Source organism: Actinoplanes sp. NPDC049598 (assembly GCF_040675435.1).
Classification (GTDB): domain Bacteria; phylum Actinomycetota; class Actinomycetes; order Mycobacteriales; family Micromonosporaceae; genus Actinoplanes.
On the sequence record NZ_JBFAOX010000027.1, the window covers coordinates 64,249 to 86,068 of the forward strand.

Annotated in this window: 21 protein-coding genes and 1 tRNA gene; 11 read left to right on the top strand and 11 right to left on the bottom strand. The window is 69.9% G+C overall.

The window, feature by feature from the left end:
* Nucleotides 1-23: 23 nt before the first annotated feature.
* From AB0J66_RS40325 to ahcY, 5 genes are read right to left on the bottom strand one after another with little or no spacing between them, the layout of a single operon-like run.
* Entirely contained in the window at nt 24-1,595 is a 1,572-nt protein-coding gene (locus AB0J66_RS40325; protein WP_364672509.1) for an ABC transporter permease, read from the bottom strand.
* Nucleotides 1,592-2,485, bottom strand: a complete 894-nt coding sequence (locus tag AB0J66_RS40330) for an ABC transporter ATP-binding protein (RefSeq protein WP_364672511.1) — start codon at nt 2,483-2,485, stop codon at nt 1,592-1,594. The genes AB0J66_RS40325 and AB0J66_RS40330 overlap by 4 nt, the downstream gene beginning before the upstream one ends.
* Nucleotides 2,482-3,084 (bottom strand): helix-turn-helix domain-containing protein, encoded by a 603-nt coding sequence (locus AB0J66_RS40335; protein ID WP_364672513.1) that lies wholly within the window; start codon nt 3,082-3,084, stop codon nt 2,482-2,484. Before AB0J66_RS40335 ends, AB0J66_RS40330 begins: the two co-directional genes overlap by 4 nt.
* Before the next feature lie 33 nt (nt 3,085-3,117).
* Complete coding sequence (locus tag AB0J66_RS40340; RefSeq protein WP_364672514.1) at nt 3,118-4,746, bottom strand: Na+/H+ antiporter; 1,629 nt, start codon at nt 4,744-4,746, stop codon at nt 3,118-3,120.
* A gap of 49 nt (nt 4,747-4,795) precedes the next feature.
* Complete coding sequence (gene ahcY / locus AB0J66_RS40345) at nt 4,796-6,256, bottom strand: adenosylhomocysteinase (protein ID WP_364672516.1); 1,461 nt, start codon at nt 6,254-6,256, stop codon at nt 4,796-4,798.
* Between the two features lie 155 nt (nt 6,257-6,411).
* Between ahcY and AB0J66_RS40350 the strand changes: the two genes are divergently transcribed.
* From AB0J66_RS40350 to AB0J66_RS40360, 3 genes are all read left to right on the top strand, one after another.
* Nucleotides 6,412-7,302, top strand: a complete 891-nt coding sequence (locus AB0J66_RS40350; protein WP_364672517.1) for a HAMP domain-containing protein — start codon at nt 6,412-6,414, stop codon at nt 7,300-7,302.
* Nucleotides 7,303-7,393: 91 nt separating this feature from the next.
* The gene (locus tag AB0J66_RS40355) at nt 7,394-7,741 is read left to right on the top strand and encodes a YciI family protein (RefSeq protein ID WP_364672519.1); all 348 of its coding nucleotides are present in this window, start codon (nt 7,394-7,396) and stop codon (nt 7,739-7,741) included.
* A 23-nt stretch (nt 7,742-7,764) separates the two neighbouring features.
* Nucleotides 7,765-8,889 (top strand): DUF6596 domain-containing protein, encoded by a 1,125-nt coding sequence (locus tag AB0J66_RS40360; RefSeq protein ID WP_364672521.1) that lies wholly within the window; start codon nt 7,765-7,767, stop codon nt 8,887-8,889.
* Between the two features lie 6 nt (nt 8,890-8,895).
* Here the strand turns inward: AB0J66_RS40360 and AB0J66_RS40365 are convergent, their stop codons facing one another.
* Nucleotides 8,896-9,840: a WYL domain-containing protein gene (locus AB0J66_RS40365; protein ID WP_364672522.1), complete on the bottom strand. Its 945-nt coding sequence runs from the start codon at nt 9,838-9,840 to the stop codon at nt 8,896-8,898.
* Here AB0J66_RS40365 and AB0J66_RS40370 point away from each other — a divergent pair.
* Nucleotides 9,817-10,860, top strand: coding sequence for an alpha/beta hydrolase (locus AB0J66_RS40370; protein WP_364672524.1), 1,044 nt, complete (start codon nt 9,817-9,819; stop codon nt 10,858-10,860). The two genes, AB0J66_RS40365 and AB0J66_RS40370, sit on opposite strands and share 24 nt — an antisense overlap.
* 5 nt (nt 10,861-10,865) lie before the next feature.
* Here AB0J66_RS40370 and AB0J66_RS40375 read toward each other — a convergent pair whose 3' ends face one another.
* The 3 genes from AB0J66_RS40375 to AB0J66_RS40385 are packed head-to-tail and all read right to left on the bottom strand — an operon-like array spanning nt 10,866 to nt 13,978.
* Entirely contained in the window at nt 10,866-11,540 is a 675-nt protein-coding gene (locus tag AB0J66_RS40375) for an SDR family oxidoreductase (protein ID WP_364672526.1), read from the bottom strand.
* A 9-nt stretch (nt 11,541-11,549) separates the two neighbouring features.
* A complete protein-coding gene (locus AB0J66_RS40380) occupies nt 11,550-12,776 on the bottom strand; it encodes an HDOD domain-containing protein (RefSeq protein WP_364672527.1) in 1,227 nt (408 codons plus the stop codon).
* A gap of 17 nt (nt 12,777-12,793) precedes the next feature.
* The gene (locus AB0J66_RS40385; protein ID WP_364672529.1) at nt 12,794-13,978 is read right to left on the bottom strand and encodes a CehA/McbA family metallohydrolase; all 1,185 of its coding nucleotides are present in this window, start codon (nt 13,976-13,978) and stop codon (nt 12,794-12,796) included.
* A 195-nt stretch (nt 13,979-14,173) separates the two neighbouring features.
* On the opposite strand from AB0J66_RS40385, the gene AB0J66_RS40390 reads away from it, so the two are divergent.
* The 6 genes from AB0J66_RS40390 to AB0J66_RS40415 all read left to right on the top strand — a co-directional run bounded on the left by AB0J66_RS40390 (nt 14,174) and on the right by AB0J66_RS40415 (nt 19,438).
* The gene (locus AB0J66_RS40390; protein WP_364672531.1) at nt 14,174-16,165 is read left to right on the top strand and encodes a glycosyl hydrolase family 28-related protein; all 1,992 of its coding nucleotides are present in this window, start codon (nt 14,174-14,176) and stop codon (nt 16,163-16,165) included.
* Between the two features lie 86 nt (nt 16,166-16,251).
* Nucleotides 16,252-17,139 carry an NAD-dependent epimerase/dehydratase family protein gene (locus AB0J66_RS40395; RefSeq protein ID WP_364672532.1) on the top strand — a complete coding sequence of 296 codons (888 nt, stop codon included), beginning with the start codon at nt 16,252-16,254 and terminating at the stop codon, nt 17,137-17,139.
* 28 nt (nt 17,140-17,167) lie between these two features.
* A complete protein-coding gene (locus AB0J66_RS40400; protein WP_364672534.1) occupies nt 17,168-17,512 on the top strand; it encodes a hypothetical protein in 345 nt (114 codons plus the stop codon).
* A 32-nt stretch (nt 17,513-17,544) separates the two neighbouring features.
* Nucleotides 17,545-18,717: an MFS transporter gene (locus tag AB0J66_RS40405; protein ID WP_364672536.1), complete on the top strand. Its 1,173-nt coding sequence runs from the start codon at nt 17,545-17,547 to the stop codon at nt 18,715-18,717.
* 35 nt (nt 18,718-18,752) lie between these two features.
* Complete coding sequence (locus tag AB0J66_RS40410) at nt 18,753-19,211, top strand: DUF2975 domain-containing protein (protein WP_364672537.1); 459 nt, start codon at nt 18,753-18,755, stop codon at nt 19,209-19,211.
* Nucleotides 19,211-19,438 (top strand): helix-turn-helix transcriptional regulator, encoded by a 228-nt coding sequence (locus AB0J66_RS40415; RefSeq protein WP_364672538.1) that lies wholly within the window; start codon nt 19,211-19,213, stop codon nt 19,436-19,438. The genes AB0J66_RS40410 and AB0J66_RS40415 overlap by 1 nt, the downstream gene beginning before the upstream one ends.
* On the opposite strand, the gene AB0J66_RS40420 is transcribed toward AB0J66_RS40415, so the two are convergent.
* Complete coding sequence (locus tag AB0J66_RS40420; protein WP_364672539.1) at nt 19,419-21,122, bottom strand: ABC transporter ATP-binding protein; 1,704 nt, start codon at nt 21,120-21,122, stop codon at nt 19,419-19,421. The genes AB0J66_RS40415 and AB0J66_RS40420 overlap by 20 nt on opposite strands.
* A gap of 55 nt (nt 21,123-21,177) precedes the next feature.
* Between AB0J66_RS40420 and AB0J66_RS40425 the strand changes: the two genes are divergently transcribed.
* The gene (locus AB0J66_RS40425; protein WP_364672541.1) at nt 21,178-21,738 is read left to right on the top strand and encodes a TetR/AcrR family transcriptional regulator; all 561 of its coding nucleotides are present in this window, start codon (nt 21,178-21,180) and stop codon (nt 21,736-21,738) included.
* Here the strand turns inward: AB0J66_RS40425 and AB0J66_RS40430 are convergent.
* Nucleotides 21,720-21,792 (bottom strand) — tRNA-Arg (locus AB0J66_RS40430). The two genes, AB0J66_RS40425 and AB0J66_RS40430, sit on opposite strands and share 19 nt — an antisense overlap.
* Nucleotides 21,793-21,820: the final 28 nt, after the last annotated feature.

The following is a 21,820-nucleotide window of genomic DNA, read 5'->3' on the forward strand; positions in this document are numbered from 1 at the left end:
GGCACCGTAGGCGGCGCCGGCAATCAGTCGGGGATGTTGCGGCGGCGGAGGCCGCCCAGGCCGAGGGCCGCCAGGACGGCGGCGACGGCGAGCAGGGTGATGACGGGGGTCGCGCTGAAGGCGCCGCCGGGGAGGTGGGGGATGTGGGTGAAGGGGGAGATGTCGAGGAGCCACTGGTCGAGTTCGAGGGTCTGGCCGACCAGCAGGATGAGCAGGCAGAGGGCGGGTGCGCCCCAGGCCGCGGGCGACAGGCGGGGGACCAGTCCGAAGAGGAGGACGGTCAGGGCGGCCAGGACCCAGACGGCCGGCAGCTGGACCAGCGTGCTGGCCAGGATGGCGCCGAGGTCGCCGTCGGTGTAGGTGAGGCCGGACACCAGGCCCTCGGCGAGCAGGGCCACGGCCGGGCCGAGCAGGGAGAAGAGCAGGTGGGAGCCGGCCCACGTGTAGCGGGGGACCGCGGTGGCCAGCAGGGGCTCGGCGCGGCCGGATTGTTCCTCGTCGCGGAGGCGCAGGGCGGCCTGGACGGCGTAGCAGGAGGCGATCAGGCCGACGATCCCGGCGATGCCGGCGAAGTAGTTGTCGACCAGGCTGTCGGCCCCGCCGAGACGGGCGAAGACGTCGCCGACCTTCTCGTTCTCTTGCACGAGGTCGACCACGCTGCCGCCGACGCCGCCGAAGACCAGGCCGAGCAGGGCGAAGCCGACGGTCCAGCCGGCCAGCAGGCCGCGGTGCAGGCGCCAGGCCAGGGCGAGCGGCGTGCCCATGGTGGAGGTGGCCGGGCCGAGCCGGGCCGGGAGCAGGCCGCCGCCGAAGTCGCGGCGGGTCAGCAGGACCGCGGACAGGCCCGCGGTGAGGACAACGAAGAGCACTAACAGAATCACCGGCCACCAGTCGTCGGCGCCCCACGGGAAGATGTGCGTGGCCCAGCCGATGGGGGAGAGCCAGCTCAGCCAGGAGACGGCCCCGTCGCCGATGGCCGAGACGTCACCGGCCACCCGCAGGGCGTACGCGGCCCCGAGTGTCACCACGGCGATGGTCCGCGCGCCGCGCGTGCTGGCCGTGAGCTGGGCGGCGACGGCGCCGACGGCGGCGAACGCGCAGCCGCTGAGGGCCAGCTCAAGACCGAACAGCACCGAGCCTTCGGCCGGCATGTCCTGGCCGATCATGGCGGCGGTCAACAGGAGGCCCAGAACGAGACTGGCCGCGCAGGTGGTGATCAGGGCGGCCGCGAGCTGGGCGTGCCGGCCGATCGCGCCGGCTGCCACGAGCTCCGTGCGCCCGGCCTCCTCGTCGGCGCGGGTGTGCCGGATGACGGTGAGCGCCGCGAAGAGCGCGACCATGATCGGCAGGAAGCCCGAGCGCCAGGCCACGATCTCGCCGAGCGATGAGCCGCGGATCAGGCCGTAGAGGCCGACGAAGCCGGCGTTGGTGCCGCTGACGGTGGCGTATTCGAGCCGGTCCTGCGCGGTCGGGAACAAGCCTTCGAACGAAGCCACGTAGCCGGCCGGCACCAGGCCGAGGATGACGACCCAGAGCGGCATGAGCACACGGTCGCGGCGGAGGATGAGCCGGATCAGCCGACCGGTCCCGGTCACGAGCCGGACCGCGAGTATTGGCGGAGGAACAGCTCCTCCAGCGACGGCGGCTGGCTGACCAGCGACTTCACACCCACCTGGACGAGAGTCCTGAGCGCGGGCTCCAAAGCGTCGGTGTCGACGTCGAAGCGTACGCGCCCGTTGTCGATCTTAAAGTCGTGGACGCCGGCCAGGGCGGACAGGCCGTCCGGGGGCCCGGCGAGATCGGCCTGGATCGAGGTGCGTGTGAGGTGGCGCAGGTCGGTGAGGGTGCCGGTCTCGACCGTACGGCCGTCGCGGATGATGGTCAGCCGGTCGCACAGCTTCTCGACCTCGGCCAGGATGTGGCTGGAGAGCAGGACCGTACGGTCGCCGCGCCTCTTCTCCTCGAGGATGACCTCGCTGAACGCCTCCTCCATGAGCGGGTCGAGACCGGAGGTCGGCTCGTCGAGGATGAGCAGCTCGACGTCGGAGGCGAGCGCCGCGACCAGGGCGACCTTCTGCCGGTTGCCCTTGGAGTAGGTGCGGCCCTTCTTGCGCGGGTCGAGCTCGAAGCGTTCGAGCAGCTGGGCCCGGCGCCGGGGGTCGAGCCCGCCCCGCAGCCGGCCGAGCAGGTCGATGACCTCGCCGCCGGTCAGGTTCGGCCACAGGGTCACATCGCCCGGGACGTACGCGAGGCGTTTGTGCAGCGCCGTCGCCTGGGCCCACGGGTCGCCGTCGAGCAGGCGTACGCTCCCGCCGTCATGCCGCATCAGGCCGAGCAGGACGCGGATCGTGGTGGTCTTGCCGGCCCCGTTGGGGCCGAGGAACCCGTGCACCTCGCCGGTCCGGACGTGCAGGTCGAGCCCGTCGAGGGCGGTGACCTTCCCGAACCGCTTGATCAGTCCCGTGGCGTCGATGGCCTCGGTCATGGTTGCTCCCCGAAGATCTTGTCGAGTTGAGCGCGCGCCTGGTCGGCCTGATCAGGCGTGATGAGGGGTTGCGAGAAAAGGTCGAGCGACGCGTTGAGCACGCGCAGCCAGCCCTCCACGGATCCGACGTCGGTCTCCATCGCGCGCGACAGCAGGTCACGCATGGTGAACATCGACATCTTCATGACGGTGAGCAGGGCGATGTACGCCCGCGGGTCCGTCACCTTGAGGTCGGATTGCTGGGCGAGCCACTCCTGGCCGTAGTCGATCATGCGGTCGAACATCGCGGTGCCGGACGGTGAGCCGTCCATCGTGGATCGCATGAAGTAGCGCTGGAGCAGGAGGATCTTCGGCGTGAGCCGGTCGAGCGAGCGGAACTCGGTGAAGTGGGCGTTGACCCGCAGGAGCTCGCTCAGCGCGAACTCGTCGCAGGCGTCGCGCAGGCCCTCTTTGGAGCCGAAATGGTGGCGCAGGAGGCCGGAGGAGACTCCGGCCGCCTGCGCGATGTCCCGGATGGTGGCCGCCTCGACGCCGCGCTCGGCGAACAGCTCGATCGCGGCGTCGCGGATGCGCGCCCGGGCGGTCAGATCGCTACTCACGTGTGCAAGTTACTACACACGCGTGTAGCTCGACTAGCGTCTATCGGGAAGCAGACGCTCCTCGTGGTCGAGCTCGCGCTCCAGGATCCGCAGACTCTCGTCGTTGAGGTTGCCCGCGTCGCGCCATCGCAGCAGCTCCTCGCGCTGCGACTCGATCACCATGCGCCGCACCATGAGCGCCGCCTCGTACTCCGGCGAGGTCGGCACCTCGTCCGCCTCGGCGTTCTCCAGCATGTCGAGCCGCTTGCTGTAGCGCTCCAGCCGGATCTCCAGCTGCTTGCGCATGTTGGCGATGGCCCGGTCCTCGACGTGGTCGTGCTGCTCCTCCTGGATGTCGTCGAGCCGGTCGAGGGCGGCCCGCACCGCGGCCGAGCGGGCCTCGTTGCGCTCCCGGGCGTCGTCGGCGTGGTTGGCCCGCAGGCCGAGCATCCGGACCAGCGGGGCAAAGGTCAGACCCTGGCCGAGCAGCGTCACCAGCACCACGACGAAGGCGCAGAAGTGCAGCAGCTCGCGGTTGGGCACCGACTCGGGCAGCGTGAAGATGGCGGCCAGGCTGATCACGCCGCGGGTGCCGGCCCAGCTCAGCGCGGTCACCTCGCGGCCGGTCAGGGCCTGCTCGGAGCGGGGGCCCTCGAAGTCCTCGCCACCCAGCCGGGCATGCAGCGAGCGCGGCAGCAGCTGGGTGAGGATCAGCCACAGCGGCCGCAGGATCAGCGTCACGCCGACCGTCACCGATACCGCGACGATGATCGTGGACATCGAGTAGTTGCTGAGCTCGTCGACCACGGTCGGCAACTGCTGGCCGATCAGCAGGAAGACGATGCCCTCGAGCAGGAAGTCGACGAGCCGCCAGACCGCGCTGGTCTGCAGGCGGCTGGCCGCCCCGCTGTAGCGCGGGGAGTCGTGCCCGATGATCAGACCGGCGATCACCACGGCCAGCACGCCGGAGACGTGCACGGACTCGGCCAGGATGTACGCGGCGAGCGGCGTGGCCAGCGAGATGGCGTTCGCGGTGAGCGGGTCCTGCCGGATGTGCCGCAGCTGCCGGATGGCGAAGGCGACCACCACGCCGGCGACCACGCCGCCGATCGCCATCAGGAAGAACTCACCGATGGCGGACGGCACGGAGAAGTGACCGCCGTTGGCGGCCGCGATCGCCACCGTGAGGATGGTCAGCGCGGTCGCGTCGTTGAGCAGGCCCTCGCCCTGGATCAGCGTAATCAGCTTGCCGGGCAGACCGGCCCGGCGGCCCACGGCCAGCGCCGCGACCGGGTCGGGTGGGGCCACGGCGGCACCTAGGGCGACACCGGCCGCCAGCGTGGCGCCCCCGACCCACATGTCGATGCCCCAGCCGATGAGCAGGGCGGTGACCAGCACCAACAGCACCGACAGACTGATCACGGTGCGCATGTGGCGGCGGATGTCGAGCAGCGAGGAATCAAGGGCCGCGTTGTAGAGCAGCGGCGGGATCACATAGGTCATCACGAGCTCGGGTTCGAGCTCTAGATTCGGCCCGGGCAGCAGCGCGTACGTGATGCCGGCGATCGTCAGGAGCGCGGCGGCCGGGAGGCCGGTCTTTTCCGCGATCAGCCGGACGACGACGATCAGCGCGACGCCACCGAGGATGAGGAGGAGTGTGGTCTCGGCGTGCACACCGTTCATCTTTCCTGGCCGACACAGGGTTAACTGTGTCGGCCAGGAAAACAGTGACTCAGTATCGGTAGTGCTCGGGCTTGTAGGGCCCGTCCACGTCGACGCCGAGGTACTCGGCCTGCTTCTTGGACAGGGTCGTCAGCTTGACGCCGAGCGCGTCCAGGTGCAGCCGCGCGACCTTCTCGTCCAGGTGCTTCGGGAGCACGTAGACCTGCTTCTCGTACTCACCGGGCTTGGTCCAGAGCTCGATCTGGGCCATCACCTGGTTGGTGAACGAGTTGGACATGACGAAGCTGGGGTGACCGGTCGCGTTGCCCAGGTTCATCAGGCGTCCCTCGGAGAGCACGATCACCGAGTGACCGTCCGGGAAACGCCACTCGTGCACCTGCGGCTTGATCTCGACCTTCTCGACGCCCGGCACCTTCTCGAGGCCGGCCATGTCGATCTCGTCGTCGAAGTGCCCGACGTTGCCGACGATGGCGTTGTGCTTCATCGCCTGCAGGTGCTCGACCCGGATGATGTCCGTGCCGCCGGTGGTGGTGATGAAGATGTCCGCCTCGCCGACGACGTCCTCGATCCGGGCCACCTGCATGCCGTCCATGGCCGCCTGCAGCGCGCAGATCGGGTCGACCTCGGTGACGACGACGCGGGCGCCCTGGCCGCGCAGCGTCTCGGCCGCGCCCTTGCCGACGTCGCCGTAGCCGCAGACGAGGGCGAGCTTGCCACCCAGCATCACGTCGGTGGCCCGGTTGAGACCGTCGACCAGCGAGTGGCGGATGCCGTACTTGTTGTCGAACTTGCTCTTGGTGACCGCGTCGTTGACGTTGATCGCCGGGAAGAGCAGCGTGCCCTCCTTGGCCAGCTTGTACAGCCGGGCCACACCGGTCGTGGTCTCCTCGGTGACGCCGCGGATGTCGGCCGCGACCCGGGTGAACCGCTGGGCGTCGGAGGCCAGCGAGGACCGGAGCGTCTCGAGGATGATCCGGTACTCGTGGCTGTCGGCCTCGGTGGCCTGCGGAACCGCGCCGGCCGCCTCGAACTCGACGCCCTTGTGCACGAGCAGGGTGGCGTCGCCGCCGTCGTCCAGGATCATGTTGGGACCCTGGCCGTTGCCGAAGTCGAACAGGCGCATGGTGGCCCACCAGTACTCGTCCAGCGACTCGCCCTTCCAGGCGAAGACCGGGACACCGGCGGGAGCGTCGACCGTGCCGTTCGGGCCGACGACGACCGCGGCCGCGGCCTCGTCCTGGGTCGAGAAGATGTTGCAGGACACCCAGCGCACCTCAGCGCCGAGCGCGACCAGCGTCTCGATCAGCACGGCGGTCTGCACGGTCATGTGCAGCGAGCCCGCGATGCGGGCGCCGCTGAGCGGCTTCGAGTCGCCGAACTCGGTACGCAGGGACATGAGGCCCGGCATCTCGTGCTCGGCCAGGCGGAGCTGGTGACGGCCGGCCTCGGCCAGTGAGATGTCGGCGATCGCGAACTCGAGGCCGTTGCGAGTCTGGAGCTTGTCGCTCATGAAGAGAGAATCCTCCCTCTCAGGAGGCGCCCTTGAGTGCAGGAACCCGGACCGAGCGTGGCGGACGCCAGGGCTAGCCCAGGGGGTCCGTCGCAGCGCCTCTCGGACGCGGGCTCTAATACTCTAGCGTCTCCCGACTGGCAGGGTAGGTCTTCATGCGGCTCCGCACTCAGCTCACCTTTGCCGTCACCGCGGTCGTCGCCCTCGTCGTCGCCCTGGCCGGGCTGTTCGTCCTGCTCCGCATCGACAGCCGGGATCAGGGCGTGCTCGACCGTGAACTTTCGTCCCGGGCCGATCGGATCCGGGTCACCGCGTCGAAGAGCGGCACGCTGTCGACGGACGGCACGTTCGCCGCCCGGCTGGTCAAAGACGGCGAAGAGGTCAAACAGGTCGGATCGTCGGCCGGCTTCCCGCTGCCGGTCGCGAACGGCTACTCGACGGTCGAGGCCGGTGACGCGCAGTGGCGTTCGTTCGGCGAGACACTGTCGAACGGGTCGCAGTTGCAGATTCTGATGACTCAGGAACACCTCAACGACCAGCACGGCAGTAACGTGCGCACCGTGGTTCTCCTCGTGGTCCTCGCGGCCCTCCTCAGCGCGGCCGGTGTCTGGTTCGCGACGGGCTACATGCTGCGCCCGTTCCAGCGGCTGCTGACCTCGGCCCGTGATCTCGACCCGGCCGACCCGAGCCAGCGCCTGCCCGAGGTGCGCAGCCCGCGCGAGGTGGCCGAGCTCGCCTCGACCCTGAACGGGCTGCTCGACCGGGCCCGGGGGGCCCGGCAGGTCGAGACCCGGCCCGCCGTCAGCGCGGAGACGGTGGAGATCCCCAAGATCGTCGTCAAAGAGGTCGTCACCGAGACCGTCGAGAAGGTCGTCAAGGTCGAGGGCCCGGACCTGCGGCCCCCGCTGGCCGATCTCGGCGCCAACCTCGAGGCCCTGCTCGACAACCCGGACATGCCGGCCACCCAGCGCCACCTCCTCCTGGCCGCGATGGCCGACGAGCACCGCCGCATGATCGACCTGCTCGCGCAGGAGTCCCGCTCATAACTCGCTGAACGTTCCCGGCTGAGGGTGTCCGGAAAAGGGGGCCGCCGTTCGTCACCCTGGTGACCAACGATCCCCGAGGGAATGGACCGCCATGAAGTACATGATGTTCGTCTGCACCGACACCGAGCCGGAGACCGACGAGTCCCGAGTGCCCGACATCGACGTGTGGGTGGCCGAGAACGACGCCGCCGGGCGCCGGGTCACCGGCAACGTGCTCTCCTCGCCGTCGGCCGCCACCACCGTGCGGGTGCGCGGCGGCGAGGTGCTGCTCACCGACGGCCCGTTCACCGAGACCAAAGAGGTGATCGTGGGCTTCGACATCCTCGAGTGCGCCGATCTCGATGAGGCGATCGCGGTGGCGGCAGCGCACCCCATGGCCCACAGCGGGCGGATCGAAGTAAGGCCGTACCCATCCGACCGCCCCGCCCGCCGCCCTTAAGCGGACTGAAGGCCATTTCACCTGTGAAGGAAGTAGCGGACGCTGCTCAGGACTCGTACACCCGGATCGTCGCGTCTTTGATCCGGGTGACGGGGGACTGGACGCTGGCCGAGGACTGCGCGCAGGACGCGCTGACCGCCGCGCTGGAGCGATGGCCGCGCGACGGCGTGCCCGGCAACCCGGGCGGCTGGCTGATGACGGTCGCCCGCAACCGGGCCATCGACGTGCTGCGGCGCGCCTCGGTCGAGGAGACCAAGCTGCGGGAGATGGCGATGCTGTGGGAACCGGCGCCACCGGACGACCGGCTGCGGCTGATCTTCACGTGCTGTCATCCGGCGCTGTCCCTGGAGGCTCGGGTGGCGCTGACGTTGCGGACCGTCGCCGGGGTCCCGACGGCCGGCATCGCCCGCGCCTTCCTGGTCTCCGAGGCGACCATGACCCGCCGCCTCACCCGGGCCAAAGCCAAGATCGCGGAAGCCCGGATCCCGTACCGGGTGCCCAGCGGCGAGGCGCTGGAAGAGCGCCTGCCGGGCGTGCTCGCCGTGCTCTACCTGCTCTTCACCCGGGGGTACGACGCCGACGGCGAACCCGCCTTCGCCTCGGAGGCCATCCGCCTGGCCCGTTTGCTGGCCGCCCAGATGCCCGGTGAGCCCTCGGCGTTGCTGGCGTTGTTCCTTCTCCAGCACTCGCGGCGCGACGCCCGGCGGGACGAGGCGGGCGACCCGGTGACGTTGGAGCGGCAGGACCGGTCGCGGTGGGACCGGGCGGCGATCGTCGAGGCGCTGGAGATCCTGGCCCGGACGCCGGTCGAGGGGCCGTACGCGATCCAGGCGCACATCGCCGCCTGCCACGCGGGCGAGGAGACGGATTGGCCGCGGGCCGCCCAGTGGTACGACGAGCTGACCCGGGTGCAGCCGACGCCGGTGGTCGAGCTGAACCGCGCCGTGGCGCACGGCTACGCGTACGGCCCGGCCGCGGGTCTGGCCCTGCTCGCCGCGCTCAGCGGCGCCCCGGAGGGTTATCGGCTCGCCGTCGAGGCCGACCTGCGGGCCCGCAACGGCGAGGAGGCGTCCGCCCTGTTCCGCCGAGCGGCCGCCGCCTTCCCGGACGGCCCCGAACGCCGGGCCATTCTCAAACGAGCTCTCTGAATCCGCTCACGCGGGCCGGTCGGCGCCGTATCGCTCGGCGAGCGCGTTGCCGATCGCGGCGAGGTGGTCTCGCACCCGCGGCGGACCGGTCACGTCCAGATAGTCGACCAGCCCGGCCAGTTCGCCGGCGAGCACCTGCTCGTCGTGGCCGCGAATCACGATCTCGACGCGGCCGTCAGTCGTGGGACCGCCCACTTCCAGTCGATCGCCGAACCCCATCCGGAGCACGCCGATCCCCTCCGGCGCGCACGTCGCCCGGGCCTCGAAGGGCGTTCGCTTGCGTTCGACCTCTACGGCGATCGCGTGCCAGCTCTCGGCCAGGTCGAAGTCCTCGGGCCGGTGCACGGGATCGGCGGTCGGGTCGACGGACGACACGCGATCGATCCGGAAGGACCGCCGGCCGGTGGCGGTGCCGGCGACGAGGTACCACGACGGGCCCTTGGCGACGATGCCCAGCGGGTGGATGGTTCGCTCGGTTTCGGCGCCCTCGCGGTCGACGTAGCCGAGCCGGACCTGGACGCCGCGGATCACCGCGTCCTGGAGCTCGTCGAGCAAGCGCGGCGGCCGGGGCCCGGTCCGGCTCGACCCCCATCGTCGTGGATCCATGACCAGCGACGACGCCGCCCGCTCGGCCTGCACCCGGAACGGCTCCGGCAGGGCATGGACGAGCTTGCGCAGCGCCGTTCTCCCGGCCGGCGTCACCGACGAGGCCGGACCGGCGACCAGGAACAGGGCGCGGGCCTCACCCGCGGTCAACCCGGACAGGTCGGTGCGGGCGCCACCCACGAGGCGCCAGCCGCCGCCCCGGCCCTGCACGGAGTACACCGGCACCCCCGCCATACCCAGGGCGTCGAGGTCGCGGCGGGCGGTGCGCTCGGAGATCTCCAGCTCGTGGGCGACCTCCGCCGCGGTCACCCGCTCGCGACGTTGCAGCAGGAGGAGGATGGCCATCAACCGGTCGGCTCGCACCCGGACGATACTTCCGCGAAAACCGGTCAGGAGATGACCGGTACAGCTCCGCAAGATGCCGGCATGACAATCGATTTCCCTGAGCCCACCCGCGTTTCGGTCAACGGTGTGGAGCTCGAAGTCTTCGAAGCGGGCCGGGAGAATGCCGGACGGCCCCTCGTGCTCTGTCACGGCTGGCCCGAGCTCGCCTTCTCCTGGCGCCATCAGGTGCCGGCCCTGGCCGCGGCGGGCTACCACGTCATCGTTCCGAACCAGCGCGGCTACGGCAATTCGTCCCGTCCGGCCACGGTGACGGACTACGACATCGCCCACCTGTCGGGAGACCTCGTCGCCCTCCTCGATCACTACGGCTACGCGGATGCCACCTTCGTCGGCCATGACTGGGGCGCTTTCGTCGTCTGGGGCCTGGCCCTGCTGCACCCGAGCCGGGTCGACGGCGTGGTGGCGCTGAGCGTGCCCTACCAGGAACGCGGAGAGATGCCCTGGATCGAGCTCATGGAGGCGGTGCTCGGCGCCGACTTCTATTTCGTCCATTTCAACCGGCAGCCGGGCGTCGCGGACGCCGTGTTCGAGGAGAACACGTTCCAGTTTCTCCGCAACCTGTACCGGAGGAACCTGCCCCTCCCGGAGCCGCAGCCGGGCAACGCGCTGATCAATCTCGCCGGAGCGGAGATCCCGCCCGGTGACCCCGTCATGAGTGACAGCGAACTGGCCGTCTTCGTCTCCGCCTTCGAGTCGACGGGGTTCACGGGCGGAATCAACTGGTACCGGAACCTGGACCGCAACTGGCGCCTGCTGGCCGACGTCGACCCGGTCGTCCGGCAGCCCGCCCTCATGATCTACGGCGACCGCGACACGGTCGCGAGGGCGGAGAGACTGACGGAGTTCGTGCCCGAGGTGACGGTGCTCAGCATGGATTGCGGTCATTGGATCCAGCAGGAGAAGCCGCGGGAAACGACCGAGGCGATCCTGAAATGGCTGGCCGAGCGCGATGCCGGCTGAGACCCCTAGCCGCCCGGCATCTCGACGATCGTGCCGCCCTGGCCGCCACGCAGAAGCTTCAGCGCGACCTCGACGATCTCCTCGGGTGGCACCAGCGCGGGCCGCGATGCCGCGGGCATCGCGGCCACCTCGGCGTGCGCCCGTTCGAGCCCGATCCAGCCCGGCACGATGGCCATGACCCGGGTCAGCGGCAGGTCGCCCAGGCTCGCCGTGAATCGGATCAGCCCGGCCTTGGCCGCGCCGTATTCGGGGGAGCCGTACGGACCGTCACCCAGCCCCGCCGACGAGGCGATGTTGAGGATCGCGCCGCCCCCGAACGCAGCCATCGGTTCGAGAGCCAGTTGCGTGAGATGCATCGGAGCGGTCAGGTTGAGCTCGAGCGTGCGCATCCAGTCGCCGGCGGCCGCGGCCGGGTATTGCGCGCCGGGTGTCCACCCGCCCGCGTTGTTGACCAGGATGTGGGGGCCGCCGGCCGCGGTGGCCAGCGCGATCAGCCGTTCACGATCGCTGGGGACGGTGACGTCGCAGCGTACGGCCTCCATGCCGTTGATCTCGGAGGGTGACGGGTCGATGTCGGCCGCGAGGACCCGCGCCCCCGATGCGGCCAGGCCGCTCGCCAAGAAGCGCCCCAGCCCGCCGGCGGCACCCGTGACGACGGCGACTGCTCCATCGAGATCCATGGTTCGACGTTACGCGGCCGCCAGCTTGTTGGAGGCGTCCAGGGCCTTGGTCGACCAGCGGACGGCGTCCATGTACTCGCCGACCAGGTTGGCGTCGGCCGGGCCGCATTCGCCGTGCTCGTAGGCGTCGACTGCCTGCAGCACCCGCCCCAGCTTGCCCGTGCCGTTGGTCAGGGCCGCCGCCACCTGCGGGGCCAGCGGGAACTGGTCGGCCATGGCGGCCGGCGGCATGCCGAGCACCGCGGCCACGCCGGTGATCACCCCGGCCATGAAGGCGGCGTCGGACGGCGCGCCGAACGAGCGGGCCACGTTCTCGCACAGCCGGGCCCGGGTCAGCACGTCGAGCATGTGTTCCTCGGTGGACCCGCCGACCTCGTCGAGCACCATCAGCATGGCCCACTGGCGGATGTGCGGCAGCCCGACCATCACCACCGCCTGGCGCACCGAGGACACCCGGTTGGCGTGCCCGGCCGCCACGGAGTTGCTGGCCCGCAGCACGCGTAGGGAGAGCGCGGGGTCGCTGGCGATGATCGAGACGATCCGCGGCAGGTCGGTGTCGGGCGCGCTGAGGGCGGCCACCAGTTCGAGGCGGCGCAGCCGGGACGGCGAGAGGCTGGCCACGGTGAGCACCTGGGGGTGGCTCAGCGCGTACCCCTGGCGCAGCTCCATGCCGTAGCGGTCGGCGATGGCGACCTGCTCGGCCGTCTCCAGCCGCTCCGCCACGATCTTGATGTTGGGGTGTTCGCGGCAGGCCGCGACGACCTCGTCGAGGTGGCTCAGGTCGCCGTCGAGCAGGTCGAGCTTGACGTACGAGGCCAGACCGAACAGCTGCTCGTGCCCGGAACCCCAGACGAAGTCGTCGAGCGCGATCCGGTATCCGGCCTCGGCCAGCCGGGTGATGCCGGCGACGACCTCCTCGTCCATCTCGACCGTCTCCAGCACCTCCAGCACCACCTGGGCCGGGCCGAACGGCAGGGCGAGCTGCCCGGTCAGGAACTCCCGGGTGAGGTTGATGAAGCAGAGCCGGTCGCCGGCCACCTCACCGATGCCGAACTCGGTGAACGCGTTGACGATGACCGTGCTCGTGGCGTACGTGTCCTGGCGGCCCGCCGCGACCGCTTCCATGCTGCCGCGGAAGAGCAGTTCGTAGGCGAACACGTCGCCCTGCTCATCGAAGATCGGCTGGCGCCCCACGTGGACGAGCTGGGTGCCTGCCGAGGAGGCCGTGGATGTCACACCGCTGCTATCGGCCACTACTCATCCGACTTGAGCCACCATGGGCTCGAGTAGGCGACGGCCCAGTCGTTGCACGGGTGGCCGGGCGGGCCGGGGGAGTCGTTCTCCTGTCCGGGATCGGAGACGCGCAGCAGGACCCAGTCGCCGTCGCCGGCGTCCATCGGGACGGTGAATGTGGTGACCCGGCCGACCTCTACCCCGACCACATCGGCCACCTCGGGGTAGAGGGTGCCCGGGCGCAGCACCTGCACGAGCAGCTCGCGGCCGTCCCAGTGCCGGCCCCGGTCGAGGTCGAGCTCGAATTTCACGTCACCCTTGGTGACGGGCAGGTGCTTACCCATCCGTACGCCGTTGGCCCGCGCGTCCAGACGGAGACCGCTGACCCGGGTCGCGAAGAACCGGCGGCGCCGCATCGCGTCGAGCACTCCGGCCCGGGTGTTCTCGGTGACCCAGATGCCGGTGCGCCCGCGTCCCTCGTCGAAGCCCCAGTCGGTGCCGTGCTCGTCGGCCACGCCGGTGATCCCGGTCCGCCAGCCCGCGTTGAGGCAGGCGTTCAACGGTGAGCCCCGCAGCGGCCAGCCCTCGAAGAGGTAGTCGTCGCGGTTGTTGAACATCTCCAGGCTGACCATCTGCCGGCGCAGCGCCGGATGGTAGGCGAAGTCGTCGAAGCGCAGGAACTGCCGGCCGGGGTGGTTGAACCCGCAGATCCCCGGGCCCCGGCTGATCCAGTCGTAGAGCTGGCGCATGGTGCCGGTCTCGGTCGGCTCGGTGTAGTCGCCGCTGAACCAGACGTTGACGTGGCCGAGGTCGGAGTGCGACCACTCGAAGCCGCGGATCGCCGTGTAGACGCCGGATTCGTCGGCCTGGTCGGCCAGCCGGCCGGTGCGGCGCCACTCGGCGTCGTCGAGCCCGTCGATGCCGAAGAGCTTGGAGTGGTCGGTCAGCGCGGCCACGTCGAGGCCGGCCGCGCGCATCGAGGCGAAGGCGAGCGCGGGGTCGCCGTGGCCGTCGGACATGAGCGTGTGGTTGTGCAGGTCGGCGTGGACGAGCCGGGTGCCGTCGCTGATCTGCGAGCGGCGGGAGGCGCCGGGCCGGCGCTTGCCGGCGAGGGCGCCGTCCGGGGTGGCCGCGAGCATGAGCATCCCCCCGGCAGCGGCCAGGAGGGAGCGTCGGGCGATATGGGGGTTTTCGTCCGAGATCATGCACGCAGCATGCCAAGTGCGGGCCGTGATGCGCGGTTGAACCGGCGAACGCCTGTGCAGGTTGGTCCTCACGGGGGCCATCGGGTGCAAGAAGAGAACAGATCGACGAAATTAGCCGACAAGACCTTGTGTACTACGTCACAGCGACCTTATGGTCACCGGCATCGCTCCCTTCCCGCAGAGAAGAGTTCGTCGATGTTCCTGGAACTGAGACGTGGCGGCTGGGTCATCGCAGCCGCCGCAGCCTTGGGAACCGTCCTCAGCGGCGGCGCGGCCTACGCCGCGCCCGCCACGACCGATGTCAAGGTCACCCGCGCCGGCCTCGAACCGTCCCTCGTCGCCGGCCGCGGCGCCACCGTCAACTTCCTGGAGCAGGAGGCCGAGAGCGCGCGCACCAACGGCGCCGTCATCGGCCCCGACCGCACCGCTTACACGCTGCCCGCCGAGGCGTCCGGCCGCTCCGCCGTGCGGCTCACCCCGGGCCAGTACGTGGAGTTCACGCTGCCCAAGGCGGCCAACGCGCTCACCATCCGCTACAGCCTGCCCGACGCGCCGACGGGCGGCGGCATCACCGCGCCGCTGACCGTCAAGGCCGGCAGCCTCACCCGCACGATGACGCTGACCTCGCAGTACTCGTGGCTCTACAACCAATACCAGTTCACCAACGACCCCAACGCCGACCTGCTGCACCCGGACTGGTGGATCACCGAGTGCGCCTGCGTGCCGGCCGCCACCACGCCGGCGCCGGTGATCACCAAGCCGTTCCGGCCCATGCACTTCTACGACGAGCAGCGCCTCCTGCTCGGCAAGACGGTCAAGGCGGGCGAGAAGGTGCGCCTGACCGCCTCCTCGAAGGCCGCCTGGACCGTCATCGACCTGCTCGACTCCGAGCTGGTCGGCCCGCCCGAGGTCAGCCTGGTCGCGGCCAACGTCCTCGCCTTCGGGGCCGACCCGACCGGCCGCCGTGACTCCGCTCCCGCCTTCGACAAGGCCATAGCCTTCGCCCGCAAGACCAAGCTCAAGGTGTACGTGCCGCCGGGCGTCTTCCAGGTCAACCGGCACATCGTCGTCGACGACGTGACGATCGAGGGCGCCGGCAACTGGTACACGATCATCAAGGGCCGCCAGGTCGCCCTGCCCACGCCCGCGCCCGACGGCTCCGTGCACACCGGCGTCGGCTTCTACGGCAAGGACGCCAAGGACGGCGGCAGCCGCAACGTGCACCTGTCCGGCTTCGCCATCGAGGGCGACGTCCGCGAGCGCATCGACACCGACCAGGTCAACGGGGTCGGCGGCGCGATGAGCGACTCGACGATCGACGGCCTCTACATCCACCACACCAAGGTGGGCCTGTGGTTCGACGGCCCGATGGCCAACACGAAGGTCACCAACAACGTGATCGTCGACCAGATCGCCGACGGGCTCAACTTCCACACCGGGGTGGCCAATTCGGTGGTACGCAACAACTTCATCCGCAACACCGGTGACGACGCCCTGGCCATGTGGTCGGAGAAGACGGCCAACCGCGGCAACACGTTCGACCGCAACACGATCCAGACGCCCACGCTGGCCAACGGCATCGCGATCTACGGCGGGGCCGACACCACGGTGTCGGACAACCTGGTGGCCGATCCGATCCGCGAGGGCAGCGCCATCCACGCCGGGTCGCGGTTCGGGGCCGAGCCCTTCACCGGTTATCTGCGGATCACCGACAACACGACGGTGCGCTCCGGGACGTACGAGCTGAACTGGAACATCGGTCTCGGCGCGATCTGGATCTACGCGCTGGAGCGCGACATCGACGCCGACATCCAGGTCACCGGCGACCACTTCCTGGACAGCACCTACAACGCGATCATGCTGGTGGCCGACTGGCCGGTGAAGGACCTCTACTCCATCACCAACCTGCACTTCAAGGACATCAGGATCGACGGTGCGGGTACGAGCGTGCTCAGCGCGCGCGTGGCCGGCGGGGCCTCGTTCGAGAACGTCGACGCCCGCAACGTCGGCGCGGTGGGTGTGAACAACTGCGGCACGTTCCACTTCACCCCGGCCGGCTCCGAGTTCACGGTGTCGGATCTCGGCGGCAACGACGGCGGCTGGCTGGCCCCGTGGATGCTGCCGAACACCCTCACCTGCGACGACCGCCCGCCGGTGGTCGCGCCCCCCGCCCCCTCGCCCTGGTAACACTTGGGTCACCGCCCCGCTCGATCGATTCGGGCGGGGCGGTCTCCGCTTGGTAGCCTCGCCTCCAAGCCCGGACGGAGGAAGTCGTGAGTCAAACGTTGCTGGTCACCGGTGGTGCCGGATTTGTCGGGTCCGCCCTGATCAAGTCTTTGCTGACCGACTTCCCCGGGGCGGCGATCGTGTCGCTCGACAACTACTTCACCGGCGTGCCGGAGAACCACGTCAACGACCCCCGGGTGACGTATGTCGACGGCTCGACCATCGACCTGGCGAAGATCTGGGCCGACCGCGGCCTGCCCCGCCCCGAGATCGTCTTCCACCTCGGCGAGTACTCGCGGATCGTCCAGTCCTTCGAGGATCACGACCTGACCTGGGAGTTCAACCTCCACGGGACCAAGGAGGTCGTGAAGTTCGCCTCGGCTCAGGGCGCCAAGCTGATCTACGCGGGGTCGAGCTCGAAATTCGGCAACGACGGCCAGGACGAGAACCTCAACCCGTACGCCTGGACCAAGGCCAAGAACATCGAGTACATCAAGAACTACGCGGACTGGTTCGGCCTCGACTACGCCATCACGTACTTCTACAACGTGTACGGCCCGGGCCAGATCACCAGCGGCAAGTACGCGACCGTGATCGGCATCTTCGAGGACCACTACCTGCGCGGCGAGCCGCTGCCGGTGGTCTCGCCGGGCACGCAGACCCGCGACTTCACCCACATCGACGACATCGTGCGCGGCATCGTCCTGGTCGCCCAGAAGGGCAGCGGCGACGGCTACCTGCTCGGCGCCGGCCACGAGCGCCCCATCCTCGAGGTGGCCGAGATGTTCGGCGTCCCCTACGAGCTGGTCCCGGCCCTGCGCGGCGAGCGCGTCCGCGGCCAGGCCGACACCACCAAGGCGGCCGAGCTGGGCTGGCGGGCCGAGCGTCACCTGGACGAGTACGTTGCCGCCTTCGTGGCCGCGCACCCCGTTTGAGGCCTGATCAAGCGGGCAGTCGCGCCGCATGGACCAGCGGCGCACCCCGGTGCTCGTCGGCCCTGCTCTACGGCTCGGTCGACGTCTCCCGGCTCGGCTCACCGGCTACCAGGTGATGGACTGGATGTCGGAGAAGAAACGCCTGAGCCTGCAGCTCGGCGACTCGCGCCGGGTGATCTGCTCGCTGACCTACTCCGACACCGACGCCGCGATGAACCGGCTCGCCACGGCCTTCGAGGATCTGGTGGCCGAGCGCTTCAACGAGGCCGTGGTCACCTACCTGCGAGCCGGCCGGGCGGCCGGCATGGTGATTCCCGACGCATCGGACCCCGAATTGGCCACCTTCCGAGTCGTACGAGACGCTGCTCACTGAGCTTCCGGCCGCTCACCGGGTAGATCTGCTGGGTGCGACGTTCCCTGGTTCTCGTTCTGGCCGTGGCCTGCGGGCTCACCGTGGCCAACATCTACTACTCGCAGCCCCTGCTCGACCTGATCGCCGATTCGTTCCATGTGAGCCAGGGCGCGGCCACCGTCGTGGTCACGCTGACCCAGGTCGGGTACGCGGCGGGGCTGCTCTTCCTGCTGCCCCTCGGCGACCTCGTCGAGAACCGCAAACTGACCACCCGCCTGCTCGCCGGGACCGCGACCGCGCTGCTCCTGGCCGCGGTCTCACCCGCGTACAGCATCTTTCTGGTCGTCTCGGTCCTGATCGGGGTGACCTCGGTGGTGGCCCAGATCCTGGTGCCGTTGGCGGCCCACCTGGCGCCGGCCGAGCAGCGGGGGGCGCTGGTCGGGAAGGTGATGAGCGGCCTGCTGCTCGGCATCCTGCTGGCCCGGACGGTCTCCAGCCTGGTGGCCGAGGTGTGGGGCTGGCGGGCGATCTACTTCGTCTCGGCCGCGCTGATGGTGATCCTCGCCGTGGTGCTGCGCCGGATGCTGCCGGCTCGCCCGGCCGATCACACCGCCGGCTACGGCTCGCTGATGCGCTCGGTCGGCACGCTGGTCCGTGAGGAACCGGCGCTGCGCCGCCGGGCGCTGAGCCAGGCCACGATCTTCGGCGCGTTCACCGCTTTCTGGACGGCGATCGGCTACGAGCTGATCGACGAGCACGGTTTCAGCCAGGGCGCGATCGCGGTCTTCGCCCTGATCGGCGCCGGGGGCGCGCTGGCCGCGCCGATCGCCGGCAAGTTCGCCGACCGCGGGTACGGCCAGGCGGCCAGCGGGGGCGCCCTGCTGCTGGCGGCGCTGATGCTGATCCTGGCCGCGGTGGGGCACGGCAGCGTGATCGTGCTGGCCGTGGCCGGCATCCTGCTCGACTTCGCCGTGCAGGCTCACCAGGTGATGAGCCAGCACGAGATCTACGCGCTGCGTGAGAACGCCCGGGCCCGGATCAACACGGTCTTCATGACCACCGTCTTCTCCGGCGGCGCGATCGCCTCGGCCCTGACGGGCGTGCTGCACGACCGGTACGGATGGACGGGCGCCTGCGTCCTGGGCGCGGGGTTGGCCTTGGCCGGTCTCGGAGTGTGGGCCACGGGCTTGCGTTCCTCACGCGCCCTATTGATTTTCGATAGGTAACGCGCGATAGTCGATACATGTTCGAACATAGGGCCGTGGCGCCTCTTCGTGGTTTTCTGCTGTTGCTGTTTGCGGTGCTGATCTTCTTCCAGGTCGTGTCGCTGCCGGGTCAGTTCGCGTCCATGGCGCGCGAAGATCCGTCGGGGGCCTATCTGAGGTGGCCGGCCACGATCATCACGATCTTCTGGGTGCTCTGCGTGCAGGCCGTCATCGTGGCCACCTGGCAGCTCCTCACGTTGGTCAAGAAGGACCGCATCTTCACGCCGGCCTCGTTGCGCTGGGTCGACCTGATCCTGGCCGCGGTCGGCGCCGGCTGGGTGACGCTGGTGGGCGTCTTCCTCTACGTCGGCTTCAAGGCCCAGGACCCCGGGCTCCCGCTGCTGCTCTTCCTCGTGCTGACCGGCGTCACCGTCCTCGGCCTGCTGATGACCGTGCTGCGGGCGCTGCTGCGGCAGGCCACTACGCTGCGGACCGACATGGAAGCGGTCATCTGATGCCCATCGTGGTGCGTATCGACGTCGAGCTGGCCAAGCGCAAGATGAGCGTGGGCGAGTTCGCCGAGAAGGTCGGCCTCACCCCGGCCAACGTCGCCGTGCTGAAGAACGGCCGGGCCAAGGCCGTACGCTTCAGCACCCTCGAAGCCATGTGCCAGGTGCTCGGCTGCCAGCCCGGCGACCTGCTCGAGTACGTCGAGGACGGGGTCACACCGGAGCCGGAGTAGCGATCCGCAGGGCCTCGATCAGGCCGCGGTAAAGCTCGTCGGTGGCCAGCAGGGACTCGTGGGTGCCCTCGGCGCGGACCCGGCCGTCCTGCAGCACGATGATCCGGTCGGCGTCGATGACCGTGGACAGGCGGTGGGCGATCGTCACGACGGCCGAGGTCCGAGCCCGCTCCCGGACGTTGCGGTGCAGGGCGGCCTCGGTGAGCGCGTCGACCTGGGCCGTGGCCTCGTCGAGCAGCAGCACCGAGGGGGAGCGGAGCAGGGCGCGGGCCAGGGCGATGCGCTGGCGTTCGCCGCCGCTGAGCTCGGCCCCCGATATGGCGGTGTCCAGCCCTTCAGGCAGGCTCTCGACCTTGTCTCGCAGGATCACGCGGTCGAGCACGTCGAGCAGGTCCGCCTCCTTCGCGTCGGGCTGGCTGAGCAGCAGGTTCTCGCGGATGGTGCCGGGGACCACGGGGGCTTCCTGCTCGACGTACGCCAGCTCGTCGCGGATCTCTTCATGCGTGAGATCACGGTAGGGGCGGCCGTGGAGCAGCACCTGGCCCTCTTGCGGATCCAGGAAGCGCAGGATCAGCGAGAACATCGACGTCTTGCCCGCGCCGGACGGGCCGACGATGGCAGTGTGGCCCCTCGCTGAAATGTCCAGATTTATCGTCTTAAGCGCCTCGGTCGACCCGTAATTGAGGGTCACATCACGGAACGCGAGGACCGGTGCTTCATCGTGGAAGGAGCCGGGCTGGGGCGTCGACGTCTCCTCGTCCATCGCGTAGACCTCGCTGATCCGGCGGGCCGCGGCGATGCCGGACTGCAGGGCGGTCACGTTCTGGGTCAGCTCGCCGATCGGCCCCATCAGCTGGAACGCGTACAGCAGGAACGCGATCAGGCTGCTCACCTCGAGCAGCCCCGCGTCGGCCCGCCATGCGCCGACGCCCAGCACCGCGATCACCGCGAACGAGACGCCGCTCCACGAGACCGTCCACACCCAGGCCGCCCTCTTCGCGGCGCGAACGTTGTGATCGGCCGCCCGGCGGGCGTCCGCCTCGATCTTGGCTTCCTGCCGCGTCTCGGCCCGGCTCGCCTTGACCGTACGCATCGCGCGCAGCGTCCCCTCGAGCTCGCCGCCCAGATTGCCGACCGCGTCCTGCGCCGCCTTCTGGGCGCGGCTGATCGTCGGCAGCAGCACGGCCATCACCGCGCCGACCACGATGACCGCGGCCAGCGTGCACAGCAGCAGCACCAGGTCGAGCGTGCCCATCAGCACCAGCGTGGCGATGAAGGCCAGCCCCGCGTTGATCAGGCCGACGATGCTGGACGAGGCCGCGTGCAGCAGGCCCGGGTCGGCGGTGACCCGGGTGACCAGCTCGCCGGCCGGGCGCCCGGTCAGCTCGGCCAGCCGGGCCCGGAAGTAGCGCTGGATGACCGAGACCCGCGCGTCGAGCACCACCTGCTCGGCCAGCGTGCCCATCAGGATCCACTGCCAGAGCCCGATCACCGAGCCGACCACGACCAGCGCCAGCAGCAGGGTGATGGGCCCGGTCAGCGCTCCGCCGTCGCCCAGCGTGTCGATGATGCGCTTCGTGGCGAGCGGGGCGGCGAGGTTGGCCGCGTTCGAGACGAGGCCGAGGACGAGGCCGAGAAGCAGCACCGGCCAGTGCGGTCGAAGAAGGCGCAGCAGAATCTGCATGTTCTGTAGTGGAACACAGGTGTTCCATCGCGGGCAATGCCAATTCCCGTAAGGTATGCGCGTGACCTCCGGCATCAAGAACCGCACCCGCCAGGCGATCGTCGACGCCGCGATCAATCTGCTCGCCGGCAACCCGGCCTGCTCGCTGGGCGACATCGCGGCCGCGGCCGAGGTCGGGCGCACCACCCTGCACCGCTACTTCGCCGAGCGGGCCGACCTGCTGGCCGCCGTCTCGGTCGAAGGCGGCGAACGGCTGGCCCGCGCGGCCCGCCTGGCCGAGCTCGACCGGGGCACCGGCGCCGAAGCGCTGCTGCGACTCTGCCGCGAGTACTTCGACCTGGGCGCCCTGCTGTCGCTGGTCTTCACCGAACCCGGCGACGAATGCTGGACCGCCCCCGACGGCGCCCCGCCGCTGGCCGCCGTGGTCAAGCGCGGCCACGCCGACGGCTCGATCGACCCGGTCCTACCGGCCGACTGGGTGATCGGCTTGCTGTGGTCGCAGCTTTACGCCGCGTGGGAATACCTCCGCGACCACCCGGACGCGTCCCGCCACCACGTCCTCGATCTGCTGATCAGGACGATGGGAAACGCTGTGCGTGGGCCCGGCGCGATTTGAACGCGCGACCTACCGCTTAGGAGGCGGTTGCTCTATCCACTGAGCTACGAGCCCGTCATGGCGAGGGTACCAGCGCTCGTGA